This window comes from Cryobacterium sp. SO1 (assembly GCF_004210215.2).
GTDB lineage: Bacteria > Actinomycetota > Actinomycetes > Actinomycetales > Microbacteriaceae > Cryobacterium.
Genome location: NZ_CP067394.1, coordinates 3,157,027 through 3,180,961 on the forward strand (window position 1 = coordinate 3,157,027; position 23,935 = coordinate 3,180,961).

21 protein-coding genes are annotated in these 23,935 nt (G+C 69.2%); 6 read left to right on the plus strand and 15 right to left on the minus strand.

Annotated features, from left to right (window positions below; all coding sequences use genetic code 11):
• Positions 1-3 precede the first annotated feature (3 nt).
• The 6 genes from mnhG to BJQ95_RS15025 are packed head-to-tail and all read right to left on the minus strand — an operon-like array spanning position 4 to position 6,454.
• On the minus strand, positions 4-342 hold the full coding sequence (mnhG, locus tag BJQ95_RS15000; RefSeq protein WP_130177756.1) for a monovalent cation/H(+) antiporter subunit G: 339 nt from the start codon (positions 340-342) through the stop codon (positions 4-6).
• Positions 339-611, minus strand: coding sequence for a monovalent cation/H+ antiporter complex subunit F (locus BJQ95_RS15005; RefSeq protein ID WP_130177757.1), 273 nt, complete (start codon positions 609-611; stop codon positions 339-341). Before BJQ95_RS15005 ends, mnhG begins: the two co-directional genes overlap by 4 nt.
• Positions 608-1,285, minus strand: a complete 678-nt coding sequence (locus BJQ95_RS15010; RefSeq protein ID WP_130177758.1) for a Na+/H+ antiporter subunit E — start codon at positions 1,283-1,285, stop codon at positions 608-610. The genes BJQ95_RS15005 and BJQ95_RS15010 overlap by 4 nt, the downstream gene beginning before the upstream one ends.
• The gene (locus BJQ95_RS15015) at positions 1,282-2,841 is read right to left on the minus strand and encodes a Na+/H+ antiporter subunit D (protein WP_130177759.1); all 1,560 of its coding nucleotides are present in this window, start codon (positions 2,839-2,841) and stop codon (positions 1,282-1,284) included. The genes BJQ95_RS15010 and BJQ95_RS15015 overlap by 4 nt, the downstream gene beginning before the upstream one ends.
• On the minus strand, positions 2,838-3,380 hold the full coding sequence (locus BJQ95_RS15020) for a sodium:proton antiporter (protein ID WP_130177760.1): 543 nt from the start codon (positions 3,378-3,380) through the stop codon (positions 2,838-2,840). The genes BJQ95_RS15015 and BJQ95_RS15020 overlap by 4 nt, the downstream gene beginning before the upstream one ends.
• On the minus strand, positions 3,377-6,454 hold the full coding sequence (locus BJQ95_RS15025) for a Na+/H+ antiporter subunit A (RefSeq protein WP_130177761.1): 3,078 nt from the start codon (positions 6,452-6,454) through the stop codon (positions 3,377-3,379). The genes BJQ95_RS15020 and BJQ95_RS15025 overlap by 4 nt, the downstream gene beginning before the upstream one ends.
• 261 nt (positions 6,455-6,715) lie before the next feature.
• Here BJQ95_RS15025 and BJQ95_RS15030 point away from each other — a divergent pair, with 261 nt between their 5' ends.
• On the plus strand, positions 6,716-8,134 hold the full coding sequence (locus tag BJQ95_RS15030; RefSeq protein ID WP_370688394.1) for an amino acid permease: 1,419 nt from the start codon (positions 6,716-6,718) through the stop codon (positions 8,132-8,134).
• Between the two features lie 119 nt (positions 8,135-8,253).
• Here BJQ95_RS15030 and BJQ95_RS15035 read toward each other — a convergent pair whose 3' ends face one another.
• Positions 8,254-9,513, minus strand: a complete 1,260-nt coding sequence (locus tag BJQ95_RS15035; RefSeq protein WP_130177763.1) for an MFS transporter — start codon at positions 9,511-9,513, stop codon at positions 8,254-8,256.
• A 208-nt stretch (positions 9,514-9,721) separates the two neighbouring features.
• Between BJQ95_RS15035 and purU the strand changes: the two genes are divergently transcribed.
• Together purU and BJQ95_RS15045 are read left to right on the plus strand one after the other, a co-directional pair.
• Positions 9,722-10,597: a formyltetrahydrofolate deformylase gene (gene purU / locus BJQ95_RS15040; RefSeq protein WP_130177764.1), complete on the plus strand. Its 876-nt coding sequence runs from the start codon at positions 9,722-9,724 to the stop codon at positions 10,595-10,597.
• 21 nt (positions 10,598-10,618) lie between these two features.
• Positions 10,619-10,978: a YrdB family protein gene (locus BJQ95_RS15045; RefSeq protein WP_130177765.1), complete on the plus strand. Its 360-nt coding sequence runs from the start codon at positions 10,619-10,621 to the stop codon at positions 10,976-10,978.
• A gap of 3 nt (positions 10,979-10,981) precedes the next feature.
• On the opposite strand, the gene BJQ95_RS15050 is transcribed toward BJQ95_RS15045, so the two are convergent.
• From BJQ95_RS15050 to BJQ95_RS15070, 5 genes are all read right to left on the minus strand, one after another.
• A complete protein-coding gene (locus tag BJQ95_RS15050; protein WP_130177766.1) occupies positions 10,982-11,374 on the minus strand; it encodes a DUF1761 domain-containing protein in 393 nt (130 codons plus the stop codon).
• Positions 11,375-11,429: 55 nt separating this feature from the next.
• The gene (locus BJQ95_RS15055; RefSeq protein WP_130177767.1) at positions 11,430-12,290 is read right to left on the minus strand and encodes a helix-turn-helix domain-containing protein; all 861 of its coding nucleotides are present in this window, start codon (positions 12,288-12,290) and stop codon (positions 11,430-11,432) included.
• 67 nt (positions 12,291-12,357) lie between these two features.
• Entirely contained in the window at positions 12,358-13,626 is a 1,269-nt protein-coding gene (locus tag BJQ95_RS15060) for an MFS transporter (protein ID WP_130177768.1), read from the minus strand.
• 194 nt (positions 13,627-13,820) lie between these two features.
• A complete protein-coding gene (locus BJQ95_RS15065) occupies positions 13,821-15,716 on the minus strand; it encodes a heavy metal translocating P-type ATPase (protein WP_130177769.1) in 1,896 nt (631 codons plus the stop codon).
• 201 nt (positions 15,717-15,917) lie between these two features.
• A complete protein-coding gene (locus tag BJQ95_RS15070; protein WP_130177770.1) occupies positions 15,918-17,132 on the minus strand; it encodes an NADP-dependent isocitrate dehydrogenase in 1,215 nt (404 codons plus the stop codon).
• 163 nt (positions 17,133-17,295) lie between these two features.
• Between BJQ95_RS15070 and BJQ95_RS15075 the strand changes: the two genes are divergently transcribed.
• Both BJQ95_RS15075 and BJQ95_RS15080 read left to right on the plus strand, forming a co-directional pair.
• Positions 17,296-17,748, plus strand: a complete 453-nt coding sequence (locus BJQ95_RS15075) for a GNAT family N-acetyltransferase (RefSeq protein ID WP_130177771.1) — start codon at positions 17,296-17,298, stop codon at positions 17,746-17,748.
• A gap of 15 nt (positions 17,749-17,763) precedes the next feature.
• On the plus strand, positions 17,764-18,084 hold the full coding sequence (locus BJQ95_RS15080; protein ID WP_130177772.1) for an MGMT family protein: 321 nt from the start codon (positions 17,764-17,766) through the stop codon (positions 18,082-18,084).
• Here the strand turns inward: BJQ95_RS15080 and BJQ95_RS15085 are convergent.
• Positions 18,059-19,336 (minus strand): NAD(P)/FAD-dependent oxidoreductase, encoded by a 1,278-nt coding sequence (locus BJQ95_RS15085; RefSeq protein ID WP_130177773.1) that lies wholly within the window; start codon positions 19,334-19,336, stop codon positions 18,059-18,061. The two genes, BJQ95_RS15080 and BJQ95_RS15085, sit on opposite strands and share 26 nt — an antisense overlap.
• Before the next feature lie 294 nt (positions 19,337-19,630).
• On the opposite strand from BJQ95_RS15085, the gene BJQ95_RS15090 reads away from it, so the two are divergent.
• Positions 19,631-19,990 (plus strand): cupin domain-containing protein, encoded by a 360-nt coding sequence (locus tag BJQ95_RS15090; RefSeq protein WP_130177774.1) that lies wholly within the window; start codon positions 19,631-19,633, stop codon positions 19,988-19,990.
• Between the two features lie 80 nt (positions 19,991-20,070).
• Here the strand turns inward: BJQ95_RS15090 and BJQ95_RS15095 are convergent, their stop codons facing one another.
• Together BJQ95_RS15095 and BJQ95_RS15100 are read right to left on the minus strand one after the other, a co-directional pair.
• On the minus strand, positions 20,071-21,876 hold the full coding sequence (locus BJQ95_RS15095; protein WP_130177775.1) for an ABC transporter ATP-binding protein: 1,806 nt from the start codon (positions 21,874-21,876) through the stop codon (positions 20,071-20,073).
• Complete coding sequence (locus BJQ95_RS15100) at positions 21,873-23,723, minus strand: ABC transporter ATP-binding protein (RefSeq protein ID WP_130177776.1); 1,851 nt, start codon at positions 23,721-23,723, stop codon at positions 21,873-21,875. The genes BJQ95_RS15095 and BJQ95_RS15100 overlap by 4 nt, the downstream gene beginning before the upstream one ends.
• Between the last annotated feature and the right edge of the window lie 212 nt (positions 23,724-23,935).

The window sequence follows — 23,935 nt, forward strand, 5'->3', positions numbered from 1 at the left end:
CTATCAGCCGCGTGCATCCCGCAGCTCGTCGAGAACCAGCAGATCGGGGCGCAGGCGGTCGGTCTGGTAGGCCGAGCGTGCCACCAGGTGCGCCGCCATCGGCGCGGTGAGCGCCTGGAACACCACGATCGCCACAACGAGCGTGACGGTGCCGACGGTGAAGTTGGTCACTGCGATGTCCAGGGTGACGGCCATCAGGCCGAGGATCTGCGGCTTCGTCGCCGAATGCAGCCGGGTGAGCACATCGGGGAACCGGAGCAGGCCGACGCCGGCCGCGAGGCACATCAGCGCGGCGAGCAACACCAGCACCGCCGTGACCACGTCACTCCAGACGGCGCTCATGCGCGGTCCCGTCCGGGCAGGAACCGGGCCACGCTGAGTGAGCCGAGCACCGCGAACAGCGCCAGGACGAGCAGCACCGGCAGGTTGTCGGTGTGCCGGTTGAACGCCATCTCGGCGCCGAGGGCGCAGATGATGGTGGCCACGAGCACGTCGGAGGCGATCACCCGGTCCAGCACGCTCGGTCCGCGGATGATGCGGTAGATGGCCGCCAGCGCGCCGGCGCCGAACATGAGTCCGGCGATGACGGCGACGATGTCCATGGGGGTCATGCCTGTGCTCCGTTCTGCGGGTCGGGTTTGCGGCGATCAGAGTCCTGGGAATCGGCGGGGTGGGCCAGGTCGGGGCGGTTGTGCGGGCCGGGTGATCCCGGGGCGTCCGCGACCCGGTTCTCTTCCGCGCGCACCCGGCAGACCCGCTCCACGTCTTCGGCCGAGCCGAATGCCATCACGATGCGCCGCTCGGTGGCGAGCACCCGCGCCCGGAACGCGTCGATCTCGACGGCGTCGTGCATGTTGATCACGTGCAGGTAAAGCGTGGAGCCCACCCGTTCGATGTCGACCACGATCGAGCCGGGCACGATCGAGGTGGCCACGGCGGTCCAGGTGAGGATGAGGTCGCTGCGGGTGCGCAGGTGCACCGCGACGATGGCGTTGCTCGGGGTGTATCGCGGACCCAGGGCGAGCCAGGACACGTCGATGGACGCGCGCACGATGTCGAAGAGCAACTTGCCGAACAGCCAGGCGGTGCGCCACAGGTTGATCCGTCCGCTGAGTTGCACCGCAGGCAGGTAGAACACCACCGAGACCACGGCGGCGAAGGCCGCGCCGGTCACCAGGTTCAGCCAGGAGAACTTGCCCCAGAGCAACGCCCAGAGCAGCACCAGGCCGAGGAACAACGGCAGCTGGCTGACCATGCCGCGGAGGCGTTGCTTCACCGTTCTCACGGAGCACCTCCGGGGAACACGGCGTCGATGTAGCTGGCCGGCTCGACGATGTCCGCCGCGGCGCGGGCGGCGAGGTCGAAGACCGGGCCGGCGAACACGGTGAGACTCACGGTGAGGGTGAGCATGCTGGCGGTGGCGGCGGTCATCAGCGGCGAGGTGGTCTTGGTCTTGACCGTTCCCTCATCGTGCGGGTCGTCTTGCAGCGCGTCGAGCACCGCGGAGTCATAGTTCTCCACGTCGCGCCGCGGCCGCCAGAAAGCCATGTTCCAGGCCCGGGCCAGGGCGTAGAGGGTGAGCAGCGACGTGGCAGCTCCCCCGGCGAGCAGCAGGTAGCTCAGGGGGCTTCCAACCTGTACGCCGGCGTCGAACAGGGCGACCTTGCCGAGGAAGCCGGAGAACGGCGGGATGCCGCCGAGGTTGAGAGCCCCGATGAAGAACAGGATGGCGACCAGTGGCGCGGCCTTGAGCATCCCGCCCAACCGGGCCAGCGAGGTGGTACCGCCGATGCGTTCGATCAGCCCGGCGCAGAGGAACAGCGTGGTCTGGATCATGATGTGGTGCACCACATAGAAGATGGTCGCCGCGATCGCGGTTTTGGTGCCCAGGGCGATACCGAAGATCATGTACCCGATGTGGCTGACCAGGGTGAACGAGAGGAGGCGTTTGATATCGGCTTGGGCGAGCGCGCCGAAGATCCCGATCACCATGGTGAGCAGGGCCACGATCATCAGCGGAACCTGCAGGGGGTTGTCGGGGAAGAGCAAGGTTTGCGTGCGCAGGATCGCGTAGACGCCCACCTTGGTGAGCAGGCCGGCGAAGACCGCGGTGACCGGGGCCGGCGCGGTCGGGTACGAGTCGGGCAGCCAGAACGACAGCGGGAACACGGCTGCTTTGACGCTGAAGGCGATGAGCAGCATCAGCCCGAGGATCAGTTGCACGTCACCGGGCAGCTGCGGGATCCGTTCGGCCAGCAGCGCCAGGGTCACGGTTCCGGTGGCGCCGTAGATGAGCGCGATGGCCGAGAGGAACAGGATCGACGAGATCAAGCTGACGACGATATAGGTGACGCCGGCCCGGATGCGTGCGCCTGTTCCGCCGAGCGTCAGCAGCACGTAGCTGGCCGAGAGCAGCATCTCGAACCCCACGTACATGTTGAACAGGTCACCCGCGATGAACGCGTTGAACAGCCCGGCGGACAGCACCAGATAGGTGGGGTGGAAGATCGACACCGGGGTCTCCCGGTTACTGTCGACGATGCCCTGGCCCACCGCGAAGAGCAGCACGCCCAACAGCATCAGCGCCGAGACCAGCAGCATGATCGCCGACAACCTGTCGACGACCAGCACGATGCCGAACGGCGGCTGCCAGCCGCCCACGTTCACCACGGCCGGGCCGTTCTGGTCCACGAGCACGAGCAGGATCGAGCTGATCACAACGACCGAAACCAGGGTGAGCACGCTCACCGCGACCTGGTAACGCGACCGACGGCCGAGCGCGATGGCGAGGGCCGCTCCGAGCAGTGGGATGGCGACAACGAGGGGCACGAGTACGTTCATCGGGTGCCGCCCTGGCGGTCGGATCGGGCGTCGCCGTCTGGCGCGGGGACGCGCTCGTCGGATCGGTCGGTTGCCTCGACGCTGGAGCTGTCGTCGTCGCTGCCGTCCTCGCTGGCGTCCAGGGACGCCTGCACGGCGGCCTCGTCGTCGGTGGAGGAGCGGAAGGTCATCTCGGAGTCCCCCGTGGTGTCCGCGGCGTGCTCGTCGGTGAGGGTGTCGCCCTCGTCGCCGAGCTGCGCCAGCCACCAGGACCGGTAGATCAGGGCCAGCAGCAGCGCGGTGATGCCGAAGTTGATCACGATCGCGGTGAGCATCAGCACCTGGGGCAGCGGGTCCACCATGCTGTCGTCCAGGGGGGTGCCGGTGACGATCGGCGAGCTGCCCGGCCGGCCGCTCATGATGAAGATCAGCAGGTTCGTGGCGTTGCCCACCAACAGGAACCCGATCAGCACCCGGGTCAGGCTGCGCTCGAGCATGATGTAGATGCCGGCGGCGTACATCGCGGCCATCACGATCACCAGGGTCAGGGAAGCGCTCATCGGTGTCCCCCTGCCGGTGCGGTCGAGCTGTCGCCGGCGTGGTCGGCGGGCTGGGTGATCGGGGATGTCTCCGGTCCGGTGCCCGCCGCGGGCGCCTCGGCCGGGGTCCACTCCGATGACGCGTCGAAGCCGATGGCGTCGCCGGCGTCGCTGGAGGCGTTGCCGATCGCCGGCACCGCAGGCTGGTCGGGGTCGTCGTCGCCGGGTTCGTCGAGTGCGCTCTGCCGGTCGATCTCGCTGCCGAGGCTGCGGAGGATGTCCAGGCTCAAGCCGATGACCACGAGGTACACGCCGATGTCGAAAATGCTCGAGGTGCCGAAGGAGAGGTGCCCGAGCACGGGCAGGTCGGCCTCGAAGTAGGCCGATTCCAGCGGCGTTCCCGACACGAACAGCGACCCGACGGCAGTGCCGACGGCCAGCAGCACGCCCAGGCCGAGGATCTTGCCCGGGTCGATGGGCACGGCCTCGCCGAGCTCGTAACGGCCGCCGGCCAGGTACCGGGCGACCAGGGCCAGGCCGGCCAGGAGTCCGCCGGCGAAGCCGCCGCCGGGCAGGTCGTGGCCGGCGAAGAGCAGGTAGATCGACACGACGATGGCCGGGTGGAACAGCAGACGCACCAGGACTTCGATGATGATCGACCGGTTCTCCGGGGACTGGGTGCGACCGCCGAGCAGCCAGGACTGCCGGGTCACCGCGTGACCCGCGGAGCTGGCGTGCGGGTCGGCCACGACCCGGCGGCGGTTCTCGGGTGCGCGGCGCTTCCGCGATTCGCGCAGGCGCGGCATCTCCTCGGTGCGTCCGGAGACGAACAGCAGGCTGGCGACGCCGGTGGCCACCACGACGAGCACCGACACCTCGCCCATGGTGTCCCAGGCCCGGATGTCGACGAGCATCACGTTGACGATGTTCTGGCCGTGGCCCTCGACGACGCCCAGGCGAGCGAGGTCGGCGGTCAGGTCCGGCCACTGGCGGGCGCCGAGCGAGATGATCGCGATGGTTCCCATCGTGAGGCCGACCAGCACACCGATGATCGCGCGGCGCCGGCGGTGCATCGGCCTGTTGTGCTCGGCGATGCGGCTGGGCAGCCGGCGCAGCACGAGCACCACCACCACCAGGGTGATCGACTCGACCAGCGCCTGGGTGAGCGCCAGGTCCGGGGCGCCGTGGAAGGCGAACAGGGCGACCAGGCCGTACCCGGTGACGCCGGCCAGCAGCACCGAGGTCATCCGCTGGCCGACCCTGGCCGCCATGATCGTGGCGATGATCATGACCAGGCCGATGATCACCTGCGCCGGGTAGTCCCAGAGCACCACGGCGTCCGGCCAGGTGCGGTTGACGAAGGAGGCGGCGCCCAGGGCGAGAACGAAGACCACGAGGATGGTCGACAGGTACTGCGGCAGGCCGCCCTTTTGAGCGAGGTGGGTGGTGCGGGCGGCGATCTTGTCGATGAAACGCACGGTGTGGCCGTAGCCGTGGCCGGCGTCCACCCAGGCGGGCACGGCGGCCTGCCAGCGGGCCACCCGCTTGCGCTGGGCGAAGATACCCAGGCCCATCAGCACCACGATCGTGCTGAGCAGCAAGGCCGGTTCGAAGCCGTGCCAGAGCGCGAGGTGGTAGTCCCCGCCGCCGGGGACGGTGTCCGCGTACGCGGCCAGCATCGGGTCGAGCAGCATCACGAACGGGCCGAGCAGCAGGGTGGCGACGGTGAGGATGCCGGGCGCCAGGTTGAAGTCCCAGCGGCTGGCGTGCAGGGCCGTATCGCTGATCGCCGGCCGGGTGCCGAAGGCGCCCCAGAAGAACTTGGCGCTGTACGCGACGGTGAGCACCGAACCGAGCGCGGTGCCGGCCAGGGCAATCCAACCCCAGCCGTCACCGGCCAGGCCGGCCTCGATGAACGCGGTGAACACCGATTCCTTGGCGACGAAGCCGAGCAGCGGGGGCAGTCCGGCCATCGACGCGACGGCGATCAGGGCGATGGCGGCGAGCGCGGGTTCGCGGCGGCCGATCCCGGAGAGCTTGCGCCAGTCACGGGTGCCGGCGCGGTGGTCGATGATGCCCACGACGAGGAACAGGGTGGCCTTGTAGAGCGCGTGCGCGAGCAGCAACGCCGCCCCGGCGAGTGCGGCGTCGCGGGTGCCGAACCCGACGACAACCATGAGGAAGCCGAGCTGGCTGACGGTGCCGTAGGCGAGCATCAGTTTGAGGTCGTGCTGCCGCAGCGACCGCCAGGCCCCCACGAGCATGGTCCAGACGCCGATGGTGACCAGCACCGGCAACCAGCCGGGCGAGTCGGCGTAGCCGGGCGCGAACCGGGCGGTGAGATAGATGCCGGCCTTCACCATCGCCGCGGCGTGCAGGTACGCGCTGACCGGGGTGGGGGCGGCCATCGCGGCGGGCAGCCAGAAGTGGAACGGGATCAGCGCGGACTTCGACAGCGCACCGACCAGGATCAGCAGTACTGCCCAGATCGCGACGGGACTGTCGGAGGGGTTCGCGATGATGCCGGCCAGTGAGGTGGTGCCCGCATCGACCGAGATCATCACGACGCCGATGAGCATCACGAGGCCGCCGAAGGTGGTCACCAACAGCGCCTGCAGGGCGGCACCGCGACTCTCTCTTTTGGTGGTGTAATGCCCGATCAGCAGATAGGAGAGCACACTGGTGATCTCCCAGAACATGAACATCACCAGGATGTCGTCAGCGGTGACCAGCCCGTACATGGTGCCGGCGAACGCGAGCAGCAGAGCCGCGAACCGGCCGAGGCTGGGTTCGTCCTCGTCGAAGTAGCTGGCGCAGTAGATGAGCACCAGGGCGCCGACGCCGGTGACGACGAGGGCAAGCAGCCAGGCGAGCGCATCCACCCGGAATGACAGGCTGATCCCCAGCTGGGGGATCCAGGGCAGGCTCTGGGTGACGGCGCCGCCGGCGGTGATCACGCCGGTCTGCGTCAGCGTGTAGACGAAGGCCGCCGCGGGCAGCAGGGCGACGACATAAAAAACGCGCAACCCGATCAATCGGGTGAGCGTGGGGGTGAGCACCGAAACGAGCAGGAAAACCAGGAGGATTGTCGCCACGGGGCCTCCCGGCTCTCTACGGAAGAGTGTCGTCTCTGGGTCAGAGTGTCGGAAATGAGTCTACAGGAACGGGCCTTTAGACCCTGAACGCGCGCTGGCCGTCGACTAGTGTTGCCGCAACCCCCAGAACGGATGCGTCACGTGACCACCAGCACCACCGGGCCGGATCGGCCGGAGAACTCGCCCACTCCCCCCGACGCAGCATCGCACTACCGCGATCACGACGAATCCCCACTCGAGCACATCGACGACGCCCTGAGCGTGCACGAGGATGCGGGCCTGCACAAGGGCCTCAAGGCCAGGCACGTGCAGATGATCGCCATCGGCGGCGCCATCGGCACCGGCCTCTTCCTTGGCGCGGGCGGCCGGCTCGCCATCGCCGGTCCCGCCCTGGTGTTCGTCTACGCGATCTGCGGATTCTTCGCGTTCCTGATCCTGCGGGCGCTCGGCGAGCTGGTGCTGCACCGGCCAACCTCCGGTTCCTTCGTGTCGTACGCGCGGGAGTTCTTCGGCGAGAAGACCGCGTTTGTGACCGGCTGGCTGTACTGGCTGAACTGGGTGATGACCGCGATCGTGGACGTGACCGCTGTGGCGCTGTACATGAACTTCTTCGGCACGTACTGGGCCCCGTTCGGTGACGTACCGCAGTGGATGTTCGCGCTTCTGGCCCTCGCCGTGGTGCTGGGGCTCAACCTGCTCTCCGTGAAGGTGTTCGGTGAGCTGGAGTTCTGGTTCGCGTTGATCAAGGTTGTCGCGATCGTGGCGTTCCTCATCGTGGGCACCTGGATGGTCATCTTCGGCACCCCGGTGGAGGGCGCGACCGTGGGCTTCTCGCTGATCGCCGAGAACGGCGGCTGGCTGCCGAACGGCCTGCTCGCGTCGGTGCTCGTGGTGCAGGGTGTGGTGTTCGCCTACGCCTCCATCGAGCTGATCGGCACCGCCGCCGGTGAGACGGAGAACCCGGAGAAGGTGATGCCCAAGGCCATCAACACCGTCATCGTGCGCATCGCGGTCTTCTACGTCGGCTCGGTCCTGCTGCTGTCCCTGTTGTTGCCGTACACGGCATATGAGGCCGGGGTGAGCCCGTTCGTCACCTTCTTCGGCTCCATCGGCGTCGACGGTGTCGACGTGATCATGAACCTCGTCGTGCTCACCGCCGCGCTCTCGTCGCTGAACGCAGGTCTGTATTCCACCGGGCGCATCCTTCGGTCGATGTCGCTCGCCGGGTCGGCACCCCGGTTCGCCGACAAGGTGAGCCGCAACGGGGTGCCGTTCGGCGGCATCCTGCTCACCGGCGTGGTCACCCTGCTCGGGGTGGCGCTGAATGCGCTGGTGCCCGATGAGGCATTCGAAATCGTGTTGAACATGGCCGCGATCGGCATCATCAGCGCGTGGGGCATGATCGTGCTCTGCCAGCTGCGGTTGCAGGCCTGGGCCAAGGCGGGCATCCTCACCCGCCCGGCGTTCCGGATGCCCGGCGCCCCGTTCACCGGCTACCTCACCCTGGTCTTCCTCGCGACGGTGCTCGTGCTGATGGCCTTCGACTGGCCGGTCGGCACGCTCACCATCAGCTCGCTGGGCCTGATCATCCCGGCGTTAGTGATCGGCTGGTTCGCCTGCCGTGGCCGCATCTTCGAGATCGCCGCCGCCCGGCCGCCGCTGCCCGCCGCCAAGCGCTAGCCGCCCGGCGGTCTGTCTGCCCCGCTGTCCCGATGCCCCGCTGCTCGGCTGCTCGGCTGGCCCCGCCCAACTGTTCCCCGTCCCTCTGCGGTAACAGTTAGCGCGGCAGCCGGCGCAGGTCAGGCGCGGCGGCGGCGGACGAGGTCGCTGGCCAGCACCACGACCAGCGCCACCAGGATGATGCCCACGTAGACGAACGGCACCGTGCCCAGGCCCACCTGGGCCAGTAGGAACGCTCCCACGAAAGCGCCAAGGCCGATGCCGATGTTGAACGCCGTCGTGTACACGGCGCTGGCGGTGTCGCGGATGCGCACCGACGCGGTGTGCAGCAACCGGGTCTGCAGCAGCGGCGGGAGCGTGCCGAACGCCAGGCCCCAGAGCAGGAACGCCCCGATCGCGACGGGCAGGGTCTGCGTGAACAGGGCCAGCACGGTCACGCTGACCACGGTGACCGCCATGCCGAGCACCAGGCCGAGCTGCGGACGCTTGCCGAACACGACCCCGCTGATGAACAGGCCGATGGCACCGGCGATGCCGTACGCGAACAGCATCGGGGCGACGGCGTCGCTGCCCACCCCGAGGGTGTCGCTGAGGAACGGGGCGATGTAGGTGTAGAAGGTGTAGTGCCCGATCATGGTGAGCGCGGTGATCGCGCACACCAGCGCGACCGGGCCGATGGTGGGGTCGCGGGGCAGCTTCTTCAGCGTGATGGTGCCGGTGGCCGTCGTGACGGTTTCGGCGCGCTTGGCCGTGTAGTGCTCGACCTTGGGCAGGAACCGCCAGATCACCACGGCGCCCACCAGCATCAGCCCGGCCAGCACCACGAAGGAGAGCCGCCAGCCGAGCAGGTGGCCGAGGAAGGTGCCCAGCGGCACCCCGAATACGAACGCCAGCGTGCCGCCGGCGATGGTGATCGAGACCGCGCGGGCAATCTGGTCCTTGGGCACCAGGTGCGCGGAGTAGGCGCCGACGACGCCCCAGAACAGGCCGTGCGCCAGCCCTCCGATCACCCGCGAGACCACCACGAAGGTGTAGTCGGGGGCGACGGCGGTGAGGATGTTGCTCAGCGCGAAGACCACGAGCACCATCACGATCAGGCCGTGCCGGGGCATCCGTTTGGTCAGCAACGCCAGCGGCGTGCTGGTGAGCACCACCGTGAAGGCGAACCAGGACACCAGCAGGCCCACATCGGACTGGCTGACCCCGAGCGAACTGCTCATTTCGGGCAGCAGACCGGTGGGCAGCATTTCGGAGGTGACCGAGAGGAAGACGGCGGCGGAGAGGGCGATCAGGCCGATCCAGGGGAACGGCCCGGCGGCGACGGTGTCGGGACGGTGCCCGGCGTTGGACGGCAGCGAGATGGGCGCGGTGAATGACATGGGTGCTGTGGCTCACAGACAGAATGCCGCTTGCCCGACGCCAGCGGCTGTCACGGCTGGCTGTGCGGGGTTGGTCAAGCGGTGCGCGCCGACGTGCGCGCCCGGGGCCGGTGAGAATCGTACCGACCACTGACCAGCCTAGCCGAGTGCGTCCTCAAATGAGGGGCGCTCGGGTATCCGGGCCCCCGCGGCCCGGTAATCTGGTTCGATGAACCCCAGTCTTCCGGCGCCCTCCCACCATCACCACCTGGTCGTCACCCTGGTCTGCCCCGACCAGCCCGGCATCGTGCACGCCGTCAGCGGCGCGATTGTTCAGGCCCGCGGCAACATCACCGAGAGCCAGCAGTTCTCCAGCGCCGACACCGGTCGGTTCTTCATGCGGCTGCAGGTGGAGTCGCCGGCGAACCGCGACGAGTTGCAGGCCGCGATGGCGCCGATCATCGACCGGTACGCCATGACATCCGTCATCGACGTCGTTGGCCGGCCGCTGCGCACCCTGGTGCTGGCGTCGACGGCGGGGCACTGCGTCAACGACCTGCTCTTCCGTCAGCGTGGCGGCCAGCTGGCCGTCGAGGTTCCCCTGGTGCTCAGCAACCACGGCACCCTGCGCGACCTTGTCGGGTTCTACGGTGTGCCGTTCGAATCGCTGCCGATCACGGATGCCGCCAGCAAGGCGTCGTTCGAGGCGCGCGTGGTCGAGGCCGTGGAGGAGGACGACATCGAACTGGTGGTGCTGGCCCGGTACATGCAAATCCTCTCCCCCGAACTGTGCGCGTACCTCGAGGGCCGCGCCATCAACATCCACCACTCGTTCCTGCCCGGATTCAAGGGCGCCAACCCGTACAAGCAGGCGCACGCGCGCGGTGTGAAACTCATCGGCGCCACGGCGCACTTCGTCACGAGCGATCTGGACGAAGGGCCGATCATCGAGCAGAACGTGGTGCGCGTCGACCACTCCCGCACTCCCGCCGAGCTCGTCGCGATCGGCCAGGACGAGGAGAGTCGCACCCTCACCCAGGCGGTGAAGTGGTTCGCCGAGAACCGGGTGCTGCTCGACGGGGCACGCACCATCATCTTCAAGTAGCCCGGTCGGTAGGATTGCCGGGTGAACGACACCCACTCCGCCCCAGCCATCGGCGCCAACGACATCCTGCGTTTTGTGCTCGAACTGCTCGCCTTCGTGAGCCTGGCGCTGTGGGGGTTCCTGGCCTGGCCGCTGCCGTGGCCGGGTATCCTGGTGGGCATCCTGGCGCCGGCGTTCGCGATCCTGATCTGGGCGCTGTTCCGCTCACCCAAGGCCGTGTTCAAGCTGGACCCGTTCGGCAAGGCGATCGTGGAGATCTGCGTGTTCGGCGCCGCGGCCCTGGCCTGGTGGGACCTGGGCCAGCCGATCGTGGCCGGCGTCTTCGCTGTCGTCGCCACCGTCAGCGGCGTCCTCTCCGGCCGCAAGGAACTCGGCGCCTGAGCGCTACTGGAGTGCGCCGATGATGGCGCCCATCACCGTGAACGACACCACGTTGTAGGACCCGTTGATCGCGAACAGCACCAGGCTTCTTCGTTCAAAGAGGTAGTTCACGCCGAAGGCGGCGGCCACGAACGTCGCGCCGGTGGCGAACCCGGCGAACACGCCGAAGGCCAGCCCGTTCGAGCCGATGAACGCGGCCAGGCTGATCGCCATCACGATCGCCAGGAGCAGCGACCCGAGGAACACCCGGGCGGTGCCGGTTTTCAGCTGGGCGTCGGTGACACCCGCGGCCCGCTGCCAGGGCCCGGCGAACAGCAGCGAATACCAGAGCCCGCCGATGACGAACGACGAGATCGCGGCCAGCGCGACGGCTAACCAGTTGAATGAGACGTCCATGAGCGCTCCCGCGAGTGGTGGTCCCGGCCGGTCCGGGACACTGCCACGCTAGACCTCACCGCTCGCGGGGTCTTGTAGAAAATTCCCGAACTCCGTCCAGCTCCGCCAGCGGCACGAATGCGGCGTACTCGGGCCCGTAGCGGGCGACGATGTCGAGGTACCGGGTGGGCGAGAGACCCGTGAACGCGCGGAACACCCGGATGAAATGCGGCTGGTCGTAGTATCCGGAGGTGGCCACCAACTCGGCCCAGCTGGGCATCGGCCCCTGCAACGGCAGGGCATCGATGAACTGACGGAATCGCACGATCTCCGCGTAGCTCTTGGGCGTCACCCCGCACCAGGTGCGGAAGTCGTCGATCAGCCGGTGGTGGCTGGTGCCGGCGGCCGCCGCGATCTGCGGGATGGGCGCATCCGGGTTCACCTGGATGCCGGCCCAGGCCCGCAGCACCGCCGGCGGCGCCGCACGGCTGCGCGTCTGCGCCCGCAGGTGCTTGATCAGCAGGCCCACCGCCTCGGCCGACCCTGTGCTGTGCAACGCGGCGTGCCGCAGCGCGTCGGTGTCGCCGAGCAGACCCTGGCTCTCCCGCACGGTTCCGGTCAGCTCGGCGGCGGGCAGGTCGAGAAACCGGGCGGCCGCGAAGGGGGCCAGTTCGGCGGCGAGGTGACGGATGACCGGCGGGCTCTGGCTGATCAGGTACCGCGGTTGCAGGCCGGAGAGGAACCCGGCCGTCAGCACCCGCACCGCCCCGGTCTGCACGTCGACCAGCCGGTAGGGCGCGGACAGGTTCACGATCAGGTGCAGCGCGGGCTGGGGGAAAATGCGCTCGTACCGCTGTTCTGCCGGCTGCTCGAGGTACCAGAGCCGCTGTACATCGGGGGCCAGGTCGGCCGGGACGGGCACCTCGAGATACGCCATGCCCCCACCGTACGACCGCTACGGGCCGTGGACCACTCCTCCCCCGCGCACCGGAGCGTGCGGAAGCTTACCGGTCGAGGGGATCGATGACCGCTGGTTCGGGGGGCTCGGGGGCCGGCTGCGCGGGCAGGCCGGCGGGCATCCGCAGAGCGTACAGCGAGGTGGCGACAAAGAGCAACCCGCCGAGCAGGAACGCGGCCGGGTAGGACACCGTGTCGGCGAGCAGACCCGCCACGAGCGGGCCGACGATCGCGCCGAAATCGGAGAACATCGAGAAGATCGCCACCGGCCGCCCGCCCGCGGTACCGGCCGCGTCACCGACGGATGCCGCCGGCGCGGTGCCCATGAACGCCGCGGCGACGCCGTACACGCTGAGCAGCACGGTGAGGATCACGATGTTCGGGGCGAAGGGGATCGCCGTGATGGTCACGGCGGCCACCAGGAACGCCCCGATGATGGCAGGTTTGCGGCCGACGGTGTCGACGAACTTCGACGCTGGAGCGAGGGCAAGCGTCTGCGCTACGGCGGCGATGGCGAAGGCGATGCCGGTCCAGGCGCTCGGGCCCTTGAGCACCTCCACCACGAGCACCGGCACCAGGGCGCCGCGCACCCCGAACGACGACCAGCCCTGCGAGAAATTGGCCAGGCAGGCGGCCCGGAACCGTGGGTCGCGCAGAACCGTGCGCAGCGGCAGCAGCGGCGCGGCGGCTCCCGTCGCGCCGACGCCGGGGCGGGTGGCCGGCTGCAGCAGCACCAGCCCGATCAGGCCGGCCACGGCCAGGGTGCCGGCGTAGAAGAAGAACGGCGCGGTCAGCGAGATGGTGGCGAGCAGGCCGCCGAGCGCGGGCCCGGCCATGCCGCCGATGAGGAAGCCGCCCTGGTAGAAGCCCACCGCGCGGCCGCGGATGCCCGGAGCGGTGGTGCGCAGCAGCAGCGTCATCGCCGCGACGGTGAACATCGCCGAGCCGATACCGCCGGCTCCGCGCAGCAACAGCAGTTGCGGGTAGCTGCCCGCGATACCGACCAGGCCGCTGGAGACCGCCACGATGCCGATGCCGACCGCCAGGATGGTGCGTTCGCCGGCCCAGTCGATCAGCTTGCCGCAGACCGGGCTGGCGACGAAGCGCATGAGGGCGAACGCCGACACCACGGCGCCGATCTCCAGGTTGCCCACCCCGAAGCTCTTCACGTACACCGGCAGCACCGGCACGACCACCCCGAAGCCCACCATGACGAAGAAGGCGATGACGCCGAGCACATAGACATCCCGGCTCAGGCGGGGTTCGTTCGCCGTTCGGCCGGGTCTGCGGCCGAAGGGGGAACGAAGAAGTCGCATCCCTCCAGATTAGGCGCTCAGCGAGCCTGCCCGGTCGGCCTGTGGCCCCGCCGGGTGCATAACTCCTGCGGAATTCGACGGGAACGCCGGCGCACCGCGGGAATTCGGGGATACGGCCGCCTCTGGTTCTCGTTCTGCAGGAGTTATGCGTCGCCCGGCGGTTGCGCCCGACACGTTGGACAGCGGCGGTGGGCTCAGCGGGTTGCGACCGGCTGCGTCGCCGTTGGCACCCTGGCGGCCACGCCGCGGGCGCGCCTGTCGCGGCGCCCGCCGATGGCCCGCAGGGCGTTGAGGATGGTGGCGAGGTCCACCAGCTCCTGCAGCAGCGCACCGACCGTGGCCGGGATCAGGCCGAAGGCGGCGACGATCATCAGGCCGATGCTGAGCGCGATGCCCAGCCAGATGCTCTGCAGGGCGATGCGCACGGTGTCCCGGCCGATGCCGACTGCCCGGGCGGCGCGGGACAGATCATCGAGCAGGATCACCGCATCCGCCGATTCGCTGGCCGCCGTGGAGCCCTTGGCCCCCATGGCGATGCCCACGTCGGCCACGGCGAGCACCGGGGCGTCGTTGACGCCGTCGCCGACCATGATCACCGGGCGTTCGCGGATGGCGCGCACCGCGTCGACCTTGTCGGCCGGGAGGCAGTCGGCGCGCACCCGGGTGATGCCCACCTGCCGGGCGATGTGGTTGGCGGTGGGGCGGGCGTCGCCGGTGAGCATGACCGATTCGTGCACGCCGAGCTTGTCGAGCGCCTGCACGGTGGCGCGGGCGTTGTCGCGCACTTGGTCGCTGGCGACGATGCAGCCGGCGAAGCGGCCGTTCACGGCGAGGTAGATTGCGAGTTCCCCGCCGGCCAGGTCGGCCGGGTAGGCGTCGGCGGCGTGCTCGACCACGAAGGACAGCTTGCCCACGATCACTTCTCGGTCGCCGAACCGGGCGGTGACGCCGTGTGCGGGCACCTCGGTGGCGGAGTCGGTGCGGAGCAGGGTGAGGTCGCGATTTTCGGCGGCCGCGATGACGGATGCCGCGAGCACGTGTGACGAGTATTGCTCGGCCGATGCCGCGAGGGTGAGCAGCTCGTCGGCGCTGAACGGGGCCTCGGGGGCGACCCGGGCGATGGTGGGCGCCCCGTAGGTGAGGGTGCCGGTCTTGTCGAACACCACCGTGCGGGCCCGGGCGAGCTTCTCGAGCACTCCCCCGCCCTTGACGATGATGCCGTTGCGGGCCGCGCGGCTCATGCCGCCCATGAACGCGACCGGCGCCGCGAGCAGCAGCGGGCAGGGGGTCGCGACCACGAGCACCTCGGCGAAGCGCACCGGGTCGCCGGAGACCATCCAGGCGATCCCGCCGATGAGCAACGCCACGGCCGTGAACGGCACGGCGTAGCGGTCGGCGAGCCGCACCACCGGGGCTTTGCTCGCTGCGGCCTCGGCCACCAGCGCCACGATCTGCTGGTACTGACTGTCCGCGGCGAGCGCCGTGGCCCGCACGGTGGCGGCGGCCTGCCCGTTGATCGAGCCGCTGAGCACCCGGTCGCCGGTGCGGCGCTCCACGGGAAGGCTCTCCCCGGTGAGCGAGGACTCGTCGAACGCGGCGGATGCGGAGACCAGCTCGGCGTCCACCGGCACGATCTCGGCGGGCCTCACCAGCAGCACGTCGCCGATCTGCACCAGGGTGGCCGGCACGTCCTCCACGTCGGAGGAACCGTCGCGGAGCAGGTGCGCGATCTGCGGCACCCGGTCGAGCAGGGCGTTCAGCTCCCGCTGGGCCCGGCCGGCCGCGTAGTCCTCGAGGGCGGCGCCGCCGGAGAGCATCAGCACGATCAGCAGGGTGGCCACGTACTCGCCCACCAGGATGGTGGCGATGATGGCCAGGATCGCCAGGAGGTCCACACCGAACGAGCCCTGCCGCATCCGTTTGACCATGCCGGCGCCCTGGATGCCGACCACGACCAGGCCCAAGCCGGAGAACAGCCACTGCACGGCGACGGTCAGGCCCGCGGCCCCTAACAGCAGGCCGAGCAGGCCGATCACGATGGTTGCCGCCACAACCGGATACCGGCGGAATGCTCCCTGGAGCGTGGACATGGCTCCATTGTGACCTCAGAGGCGCTCGGGCACCAGCAAGGAAAGCCTGCCCTTGTCGCCCCGCCCGGCCCGACCCGACCCGCGGCGGCGGCGTCCCGGCGGCGGCGTCCCGGCGGCTAACTGCGCCCGGTGCGGACAAAAGGTCCCGGCGCACCGGGCCCAATTGTCCGCGCCGGCACCAGTTGGGCGCGGGGTGCCGGGTTAGGCCAGGCGGGTCTGCAAGTTCTCGGCGATCGCGGCCAGGAACTCCTCGGTGGTGAGGTAACCCTGGTCCGGGCCGACCAGCAGCGCGAGGTCCTTGGTCATCTTGCCGCTCTCGACGGTCTTCACGACCACATCCTCGAGGGTGTGCGCGAACTCGGCCAGTGCCGGGTTGCTGTCAAGCTTGGCGCGGTGCGACAGGCCCCGGGTCCAGGCGTAGATCGACGCGATCGGGTTGGTCGAGGTGGGCTTGCCCTGCTGGTGCTGGCGGTAGTGCCGGGTGACGGTGCCGTGAGCGGCCTCGGCCTCGACGACGCTGCCGTCGGGGGTGGAGAGCACGCTGGTCATCAGGCCGAGCGAGCCGAAGCCCTGCGCCACGGTGTCGGACTGCACGTCGCCGTCGTAGTTCTTGCAGGCCCAGACGTAACCGCCCTCCCACTTCATCGCGGAGGCGACCATGTCGTCGATCAGGCGGTGCTCGTAGGTGAGGCCGGCGGCCTCGAAGCGGTCCTTGAATTCGGTGTCGAAGATCTCCTGGAAGATGTCCTTGAACCGGCCGTCGTACGCCTTGAGGATGGTGTTCTTGGTCGACAGGTAGACCGGGTAGTTGCGCTCGAGGCCGTAGTTCAGCGACGCGCGGGCGAAGTCGATGATCGACTTGTCCAGGTTGTACATGCCCATGGCCACACCACTGCCGGGCGCCCGGAAGACCTCGAACTCCTGGGGCTGGCCGCCATCCTTCGGGGTGAAGGTCATGGTGAGGGTGCCTTCGCCCTCGAAGCGGAAGTTGGTGGCGCGGTACTGGTCGCCGAACGCGTGGCGGCCGATGATGATCGGCTTGTTCCAGCCCGGCACCAGGCGCGGGATGTTGGAGATGATGATCGGCTCACGGAAGATGGTGCCACCGAGGATGTTGCGGATGGTGCCGTTGGGCGAGGCCCACATCTTCTTCAGGCCGAACTCTTCGACGCGGGCCTCGTCGGGGGTGATGGTGGCGCACTTGACGCCGACGCCGTGCTTCTGGATGGCGTGGGCCGCGTCGACCGTGATCTGGTCGTCGGTCTCGTCACGCTTCTGGATCGAGAGGTCGTAGTACTCGAGGTCGATGTCGAGGTACGGGTGAATGAGGGAGTCCTTGATGGCCTGCCAGATGATGCGGGTCATCTCGTCCCCGTCAAGCTCGACGACAGTACCTGCAACCTTGATCTTCGACAATGGATTCTCCTCAGTGAGTCGGGGCGTGGTGGCCGTGGACAATCCTAGCCGAGGGTGGTAACTGTCTTGACATCGAGAGAGTTGGCCGGGCGGTACCGGCGCACAGCCCGGTCCCCCACAAACCCGACTATCTGCCGCAGCGACCGGACGATACCCTTGGGGTATGCCTGAACTCCGACTTGAAGACCTGTCCGCGCGCAACATCGTCGCGGCCAATAACCTGAGCCTCAAGCCCGGTCAGGAGCAATTCATCGCGCCGGTCTCGTACTCGGTCGCCGCATCCGTGATCAACCCGGCCACCGCCTGGCAGCGTGTCGTGCTGCTCGACGGCGAGGTCGCCGGGTTCATCCACGGCAATTTCGACCCCGACTCCCCCCAGGAGGAGTTCCAGGCCTGCATCTGGCGGATCAACGTCGACGCCGAAGCGCAGGGCTTGGGTGTGGGCAAGTTCGCCGCCGAGGCCCTCGCCGAAGAGGCCCGACGCCGCGGCTTCGAGCGCATCACCGTGATCTGGGAGCACGGCGAGGAGGGCCCCGAGGCTTTCTTCCATCGCATCGGCTTCATCGACATCGGCGAGACCGAGTTCGGCGAGGTCATCGGCGCCCTCACCCTGTAGTTCGTGCTGTAGTTCGTGCGACTGTCCCCGGAGAGCTCGTTTGTCGCGGCGGTGCTCAACATCGTCGACGCCATCCCACCGGGTCGGGTGATGACCTACGGCGACGTCGCCGCCACCCTGGGCTCCCGCGCCGCCCGTGTGGTCGGCCAGACGATGGCGCAGTTCGGGGCGGATGCGCCGTGGTGGCGGGTGATCCGGGCCGGGGGTCTCCCGCCGATCGGCCACGAGACCCGGGCCCTGGCCCACTACCGCGCCGAGAAGACGCCGCTGATTCTCGGCGCCGACCCGGAGACCGACTACCGGGTGGACCTCAGCCGAGCGCGCTGGCGTCCCTGACCGTCCCGATCGGTACCGCGCCGGGCGCCGCATCCGCGGGCATCGCGACTGGCGTTACCGCGACTGCGCCGGCGGCAGCAGGAGCGGCGGGTGCGCCGGGGCTCGCGCCCGGGTCGGCCAGCCCGGCCTGCCACTGGGTCACCAGCCCGGTTTGGTCGATTCCCAGCACCGCCACCGGCTGGTCGCCGCGGCGGTAGACGGCCACCAGGTCACCGGTGTCGACGCCGCCGGCCTCGATGGTCATCTGCTCACCACCGTGCAGCCGGCCGGCGAATTGCACCAGGGCGCCGGCCTGATGGGAGGTCAGCCTGGCGGGCGCCAGGGCCTGGCCCGGGTGCAGACCGAGCAGGGCGGCCATCGCGATCGACGGCCGGTTGCGAGTGTCGCTCCAGTGCGCGATGCGGTGGTGCTGCCCCGTGACGGGGTCCAGCCAGGCCGCACAATCGCCGACCGCCACGACCCCGGGCACGCCGGTGCGTCCGGCGGCGTCCCCGACCACCCCGCCGCGGAGGTCGAGGCCAGAGCCACCCAGCCAGCCCACCAGCGGTACGGCGCCGATATCGAGGAGCACGACGTCGGCGCCGATCTCCTCCCCCGTGGTCAGCTGCACGCCGGACACCCAGCCGGGGCCGATCAGGTCGGCCACCCGCAGGTCGGTGCGCACGGTGATGCCCCTACGCTCGTGCAGCCCGTACACGGCTTCGGCGACGGTCGCGCCGAAGGTCGTGCTGAGCGTATCCGTGGTGCTTCCGAGCAGCGTCACGTGCAGGCCCAGGTCGCGGGCGGTGGAGGCTACCTCGAGGCCCACCACGCCGGAGCCGACCACGACCATGCGGGCACCGGGTAGTAGTTCTTCGCGCAGGGCGAGGGCATCCTCCACGGTGCGTAGGGTGTGCACGCCGCGGGGCATGGTCGTGAATCGGCGGGCGGCGGACCCGGTGGCGATCACGACCGCGTCGGAGTCGACGGTGCGGCCGTTGGCCAGCGTCACCCGGTGCGCGGCCGCGTCGAGGGTGACGGCTCCGACGCCCAGCCGCCAGTCGGCGTCGAGGTGCTCGGTGGGGGCTTCGAGGGCCAGTTCGCCGATCGTGGTCTGCCCGGTCAGGAACCCCCGGGCGAGCGGCGGCCGGTCGTAGGGACGGTGGCGTTCGCTGCCGAGGACGGTGATGCGGCCGGTGAAACCGTGTGCGCGGAGGGCGGCGGCACTTGCGTGCCCCACCACCCCTGCGCCCACAATGGTGACGGAGTGCATGCTGGGTGATCCCCCGATCAGACTGGCCGCACCATCGGTTCAGCAGTGGCGCCGGCTCGGGAACAAAGTGCTCGTTCGAGGCGGTTGTGTTCTCTGGGACCAGATTCGCCGCCCGCCCGGGGAGTGTCAAGCGTGTCAGGCGGGTTCTCGGCGAGTGGTCTCCGACCCTTGACATGCCCGAAACACGCCCGACTCAAAACCCGCCCACCCAGCCCGCGAACTGTGAGTTAAGCCCCGAAAACTCGAGGTTTCGGGTGCTTTTCTCTCAGTTCGCGAGGGGTGTATCGTGCCAGCATGACACAGGATGAGGCGGAAGCGGCCGACCCGGTCGGCTCGAACCCTGAGCACTACCGGGTCGTGTTCGAGAATGAGCGGGTGCGCGTGCTCGAGTACCGTGATGAGCCCGGCGACGAAACCAGCCCGCACCGGCATCCGGACAGCGTGATGGTGACGCTGAGCGGCTTTCGTCGCCGACTCTCCAGCGGCGACCGGGTTTTAGATACGGTTCTGGATGCCGGCGAGGCGCGCTGGCTGCCCGCCCAAACCCACTCGGGCGAGAACACCGGCGCAACGCCCACCCACGCGATCTTCGTCGAGCTGAAGGGCGACCCCCTGGCGACCCCAACGGTCGCGCCTCCCTTGGGCCCGTCCTAGCCCGCGAACCGTGAGCTAAGCCCCCAAAACTCGAGGTTTTCGGTGCTTAAGTCACAGTTCGCGGGATGGGACGGGGAGGGTCAGACCAGGGACGCGCGCCAGGCGGCGTGCAAGCGGGAGAACCGGCCGGTGCCCGAGATCAGCATGTCGGGGGTGCCGTCCTCCACGATCACGCCGTTCTCCATCACGAGCACCCGGTCGGCGATCGCCACGGTCGACAGCCGGTGCGCGATGATCACCGCGGTGCGGTCGCTGAGCAGCGTCTGCAACGCCTCCTGCACCAGCCGCTCGCTCGGGATGTCCAGCGACGAGGTGGCCTCGTCGAGGATCAGCACCGCCGGGTCGGCCAGGAACGCTCGCGCGAACGAGATCAGCTGGCGCTGACCGGCCGACACCCGCCCGCCGCGCTTGTTCACGTCGGTGTCGTAGCCGCCGGGCAGCCCCGCGATGAACTCGTGCGCGCCCACGGCCCGCGCGGCCGCCTCGATCTTCGACCTGGTCGCCCCCGGCTTGCCGATGGCGATGTTGTCGGCGACGCTGCCGCTGAACAGGTACGCCTCCTGGGTCACCATCACGATGGCCCGGCGCAGGTCCTTGGGGTGCAGGTCGCGGAGGTCGACTCCGTCCAGCAGCACCCGGCCGGCGGACGGGTCGTAGAACCTGGAGATCAGCTTCGCCAGCGTGGACTTGCCCGCGCCCGTCGACCCGACCAGGGCGATGGTCTGCCCGGGTTCGAGGGTGAGACTGAAGGTCGGCAGGATGACCCGGTCGGCCTGGTACTCGAACTTCACCTCTTGGAACTGCACGGCGCCCTTCGACGTCCACAGGTCCACCGGCGTGACCGGATCGGGCACCCCGGGCTGCTCCTCGAGCACCCCGGAGATCTTCTCCAGCGCGGCCGCGGCCGACTGGTAGGAGTTGTAGAACATCGCCATCTCCTCCATCGGGTCGAAGAACCGGCGGGTGTACAGCAGCGCGGCCAGCAGGGCGCCGATGGCCAGCTGCCCGTCGGCGACGCGGAAGCCGCCGACCAGCAGCACAGCGGCGACGGTGACGTTGCCGATCAGGACCAGCCCGGGGTCGAACACCCCGAACAGCTGGATCACCCGGGCGTTGACCAGCCGGTACGCCTCCACGAGCGTGCCGAAGACGCCCTCGTTGCGCTTCTCGGTGCGGAACGCCTTGACCGCGCGGATGCCCGTCATGGTCTCGACGAACTGCACGATCAGGCTGGCCGATGCGGTGCGCGAGCGGCGGAACAGGTGCTGCGAGCGCACCTGGAACCACCGGGTGAGTGCGACGAGCGGCACCAGCGCGACGAGCAGCACCAGCCCGCTGACCCCGTCGAGGGTGACCAGGGCGATGGCGGTGAACACCATGTAGAGCAGGCCCTGCACGAGCTGGTTGATGCCGGAGTCCAGCAGTTCCCGGATCGCATCCAGGTCGCTGGTCTGCCGGGAGATGATGCGCCCGGAGGTGTACGACTCGTGGAATTCGAGGCTGAGCCGCTGGGTCTGCAGGAACACGCGCTTGCGCAGGTCGATCAGCACGGCTTGGCTGATCCGGGCGGACAGCACGGTGTACCAGGCGATCAGCAGGGCCCCGGTGACACCGGTGACAAGATAGATGCCACCGGTTGCGGCCAGCGGCACCCAGTCCTGCTGAAGCAGGGCAGGCAGGCCCTTGTCGATGCCGTACGCGATCAGCGCGGGCCCGGCGACCTGCGCGGCGGTGGACACGACGACGACGAGCATCGCCACGACCACCGACCAGCGCACCGGGAACAGCAGGGAGCCGAGCAGGCGCAGCGAACGGCGCCGGATCTGGGCGCTCTCCGCCTTGGTGTAGTCGACGCGTTCTTCGCCTTCGACTCCGATGACGCTCACAGTGCTTCTCCAACTCGTTCGGACTCTCGTCGTTCTTCGTCTTCCAGGCTGGAGATGACGAATTTGTAGTGCGGGCTCGAGGCCAGCAGTTCGGAGTGCGTGCCGACGGCGGTGATCCGGCCGGCTTCCAGCAGCGCCACCCGGTCGGCGAGCATCACCGTGGACGGCCGGTGCGCCACGATCAGCGCCGTGGTCTTCACGAGTACCCGGCGGAGCGCCGCTTCGACGAGCGACTCGGTGTTCACGTCGAGCGCCGAGAGCGGGTCGTCGAGCACCAGTACGGCGGGCGCCGCGGCGACGGCGCGGGCCAGGGCCACACGCTGCCGTTGGCCGCCGGAGAGGCTCATGCCCTCCTCGCCGACCCGGGTGTCGACGCCGTCGGGCAGGTCGTGCACGAAACCGGCCTGGGCGATGTCCAACGCTTCGGCGAGAACCGCGTCGGCCTCGGGGCTCCGCTCGGTGAGCTCCGGCCGGCCCAGCAGCACGTTTTCGCGAACGGATGCCGAGAACAGCGTCGCATCCTCGAACGCCATGGCGATGTGCCGGCGGAGCTCCTCACGGCGGAGGGCCCGCACGTCGACCCCGTCGAGGGTCACCGAGCCATCCGTCACGTCGTACAGCCGGGTGGTCAGCGCCGTGAGGGTGGACTTGCCGGAGCCGGTGAGCCCGACCAGCGCCATCGTCTCGCCGGGTTCGAGCACCAGGTTGACCCCGTCGAGCAGGTCGGGGAAGCGCTCCGGGGAGTCCGCGTAGCGGAAGTGCACGTTCTCGAACGCCAGCCGCCCGCTCGGGGTGGTGATGGTGACCGGGCGGGGCGGGTCGGTGATGGTGTTCGGGGTATCCAGGATGTCGAAGAACCGGTCGGTGGCGGTGCGGGTGTCGAAGGTCATCGACAGCAGAAACCCGATCGACTCCACGGGGAAGCGCAGCACGGTGGCGGTGGCGAAGAACGCCACCAGTTCGCCCACGCTGAGCTGGCCCTGGCTGGTGAGCCAGACGCCGGAGACCAGGCAGAGCGCGAACGCCACGTCGGGCACCAACAGCAGCCACAGCCAGATGCCGGCGATGGCGCGAGCCTTCTCGATCTCGGTTCCGCGCAGCTCCTCGGCCTGGTTGGCGAAGCTTTTCAGCGCGAAGCTGCCGCGCCCGAACGCCTTGAGCACCCGGATGCCGTGCACCGATTCCTCCACGGCCGTCGCGAGGTCGCCGGACTGGTCCTGGCTGCGCCGGGCGATCACCGAGTACTTCTCCTCGAAGACGTAGCCGTAGATCCAGATCGGGATCGAGCAGACCAGGAAGATCAGGCCGAGGATCCAGTTCATGGAAACGAGGATCACGACACCGGCGAGGATGGTGAGGAAGTTCACCACGAGCAGCACCAGGCCGAACGAGATCCAGCGGCGGATCATGTTGAGGTCGCTGATCGCGCGGGAGAGCAGCTGCCCGCTCGGCCAGCGGTCGTGGAAGGTCACGGGCAGGTCCTGCAACCGGGCGTAGAGGGCGTTGCGCATCCGGGATTCGATGTGGGTGCCGGGCACCAGCACGAACCAGCGGCGGAGGGCGATCATCACGGCCTCGAGCACGCCGAGAGCCAGCACCGTGAGCACGGCGGGCCAAATGGGCGCGGTGTCGCCCTGGCTGAGGGCGCCGTCGACGAGCTGCTGCAGCACCTGCGGGATGGCCAGGGCCACCAGCGAGGCGAGCAGCGCCGCGAGCATGCCCAGGCTGATGCGCGGCAGCGCCGGCTTGGCGAATGGGTACAACCGCAGCAGCGTGCGGAGGGTGTTTGGGTGGGCGTCCGGCGTGGGCGCGACGGGGGGCGGATGCTGTTCAGCTGTGGTGGTCATGAGTCGTTCCTGCTAAACCCGCTCGATTCTGGCGTCGAGCGGGGTGGATGAGACGTGCTGAGTCGGTGCGGGAGCCGTGGCGAAGCCGACGATACTGCCCGTGCTGGCGCGATGGTGTCGCGTCCGAGAGGAGAACCGGGCGGTGAAGCCCGCGATAGGTGTGTGCCCGCGGAGGCGGGCAGCGGTGGTGTGGCCGGACTCCTAGGCGGAGG

Bases quoted from the DNA above. Each gene is read 5' to 3' on its own strand.
- BJQ95_RS15015 (WP_130177759.1), bottom strand. From the start codon at position 2,841: ATGAACGTACTCGTGCCCCTCGTTGTCGCCATCCCACTGCTCGGAGCG.
- BJQ95_RS15075 (WP_130177771.1), top strand. From the start codon at position 17,296: ATGCCTGAACTCCGACTTGAAGACCTGTCCGCGCGCAACATCGTCGCG.
- BJQ95_RS15060 (WP_130177768.1), bottom strand. From the start codon at position 13,626: ATGCGACTTCTTCGTTCCCCCTTCGGCCGCAGACCCGGCCGAACGGCG.
- BJQ95_RS15085 (WP_130177773.1), bottom strand. From the start codon at position 19,336: ATGCACTCCGTCACCATTGTGGGCGCAGGGGTGGTGGGGCACGCAAGT.
- mnhG (WP_130177756.1), bottom strand. From the start codon at position 342: ATGAGCGCCGTCTGGAGTGACGTGGTCACGGCGGTGCTGGTGTTGCTC.
- BJQ95_RS15100 (WP_130177776.1), bottom strand. From the start codon at position 23,723: ATGACCACCACAGCTGAACAGCATCCGCCCCCCGTCGCGCCCACGCCG.
- BJQ95_RS15055 (WP_130177767.1), bottom strand. From the start codon at position 12,290: ATGGCGTATCTCGAGGTGCCCGTCCCGGCCGACCTGGCCCCCGATGTA.
- BJQ95_RS15050 (WP_130177766.1), bottom strand. From the start codon at position 11,374: ATGGACGTCTCATTCAACTGGTTAGCCGTCGCGCTGGCCGCGATCTCG.
- BJQ95_RS15065 (WP_130177769.1), bottom strand. From the start codon at position 15,716: ATGTCCACGCTCCAGGGAGCATTCCGCCGGTATCCGGTTGTGGCGGCA.
- BJQ95_RS15005 (WP_130177757.1), bottom strand. From the start codon at position 611: ATGACCCCCATGGACATCGTCGCCGTCATCGCCGGACTCATGTTCGGC.
- BJQ95_RS15090 (WP_130177774.1), top strand. From the start codon at position 19,631: ATGACACAGGATGAGGCGGAAGCGGCCGACCCGGTCGGCTCGAACCCT.
- purU (WP_130177764.1), top strand. From the start codon at position 9,722: ATGAACCCCAGTCTTCCGGCGCCCTCCCACCATCACCACCTGGTCGTC.
- BJQ95_RS15035 (WP_130177763.1), bottom strand. From the start codon at position 9,513: ATGTCATTCACCGCGCCCATCTCGCTGCCGTCCAACGCCGGGCACCGT.
- BJQ95_RS15020 (WP_130177760.1), bottom strand. From the start codon at position 3,380: ATGAGCGCTTCCCTGACCCTGGTGATCGTGATGGCCGCGATGTACGCC.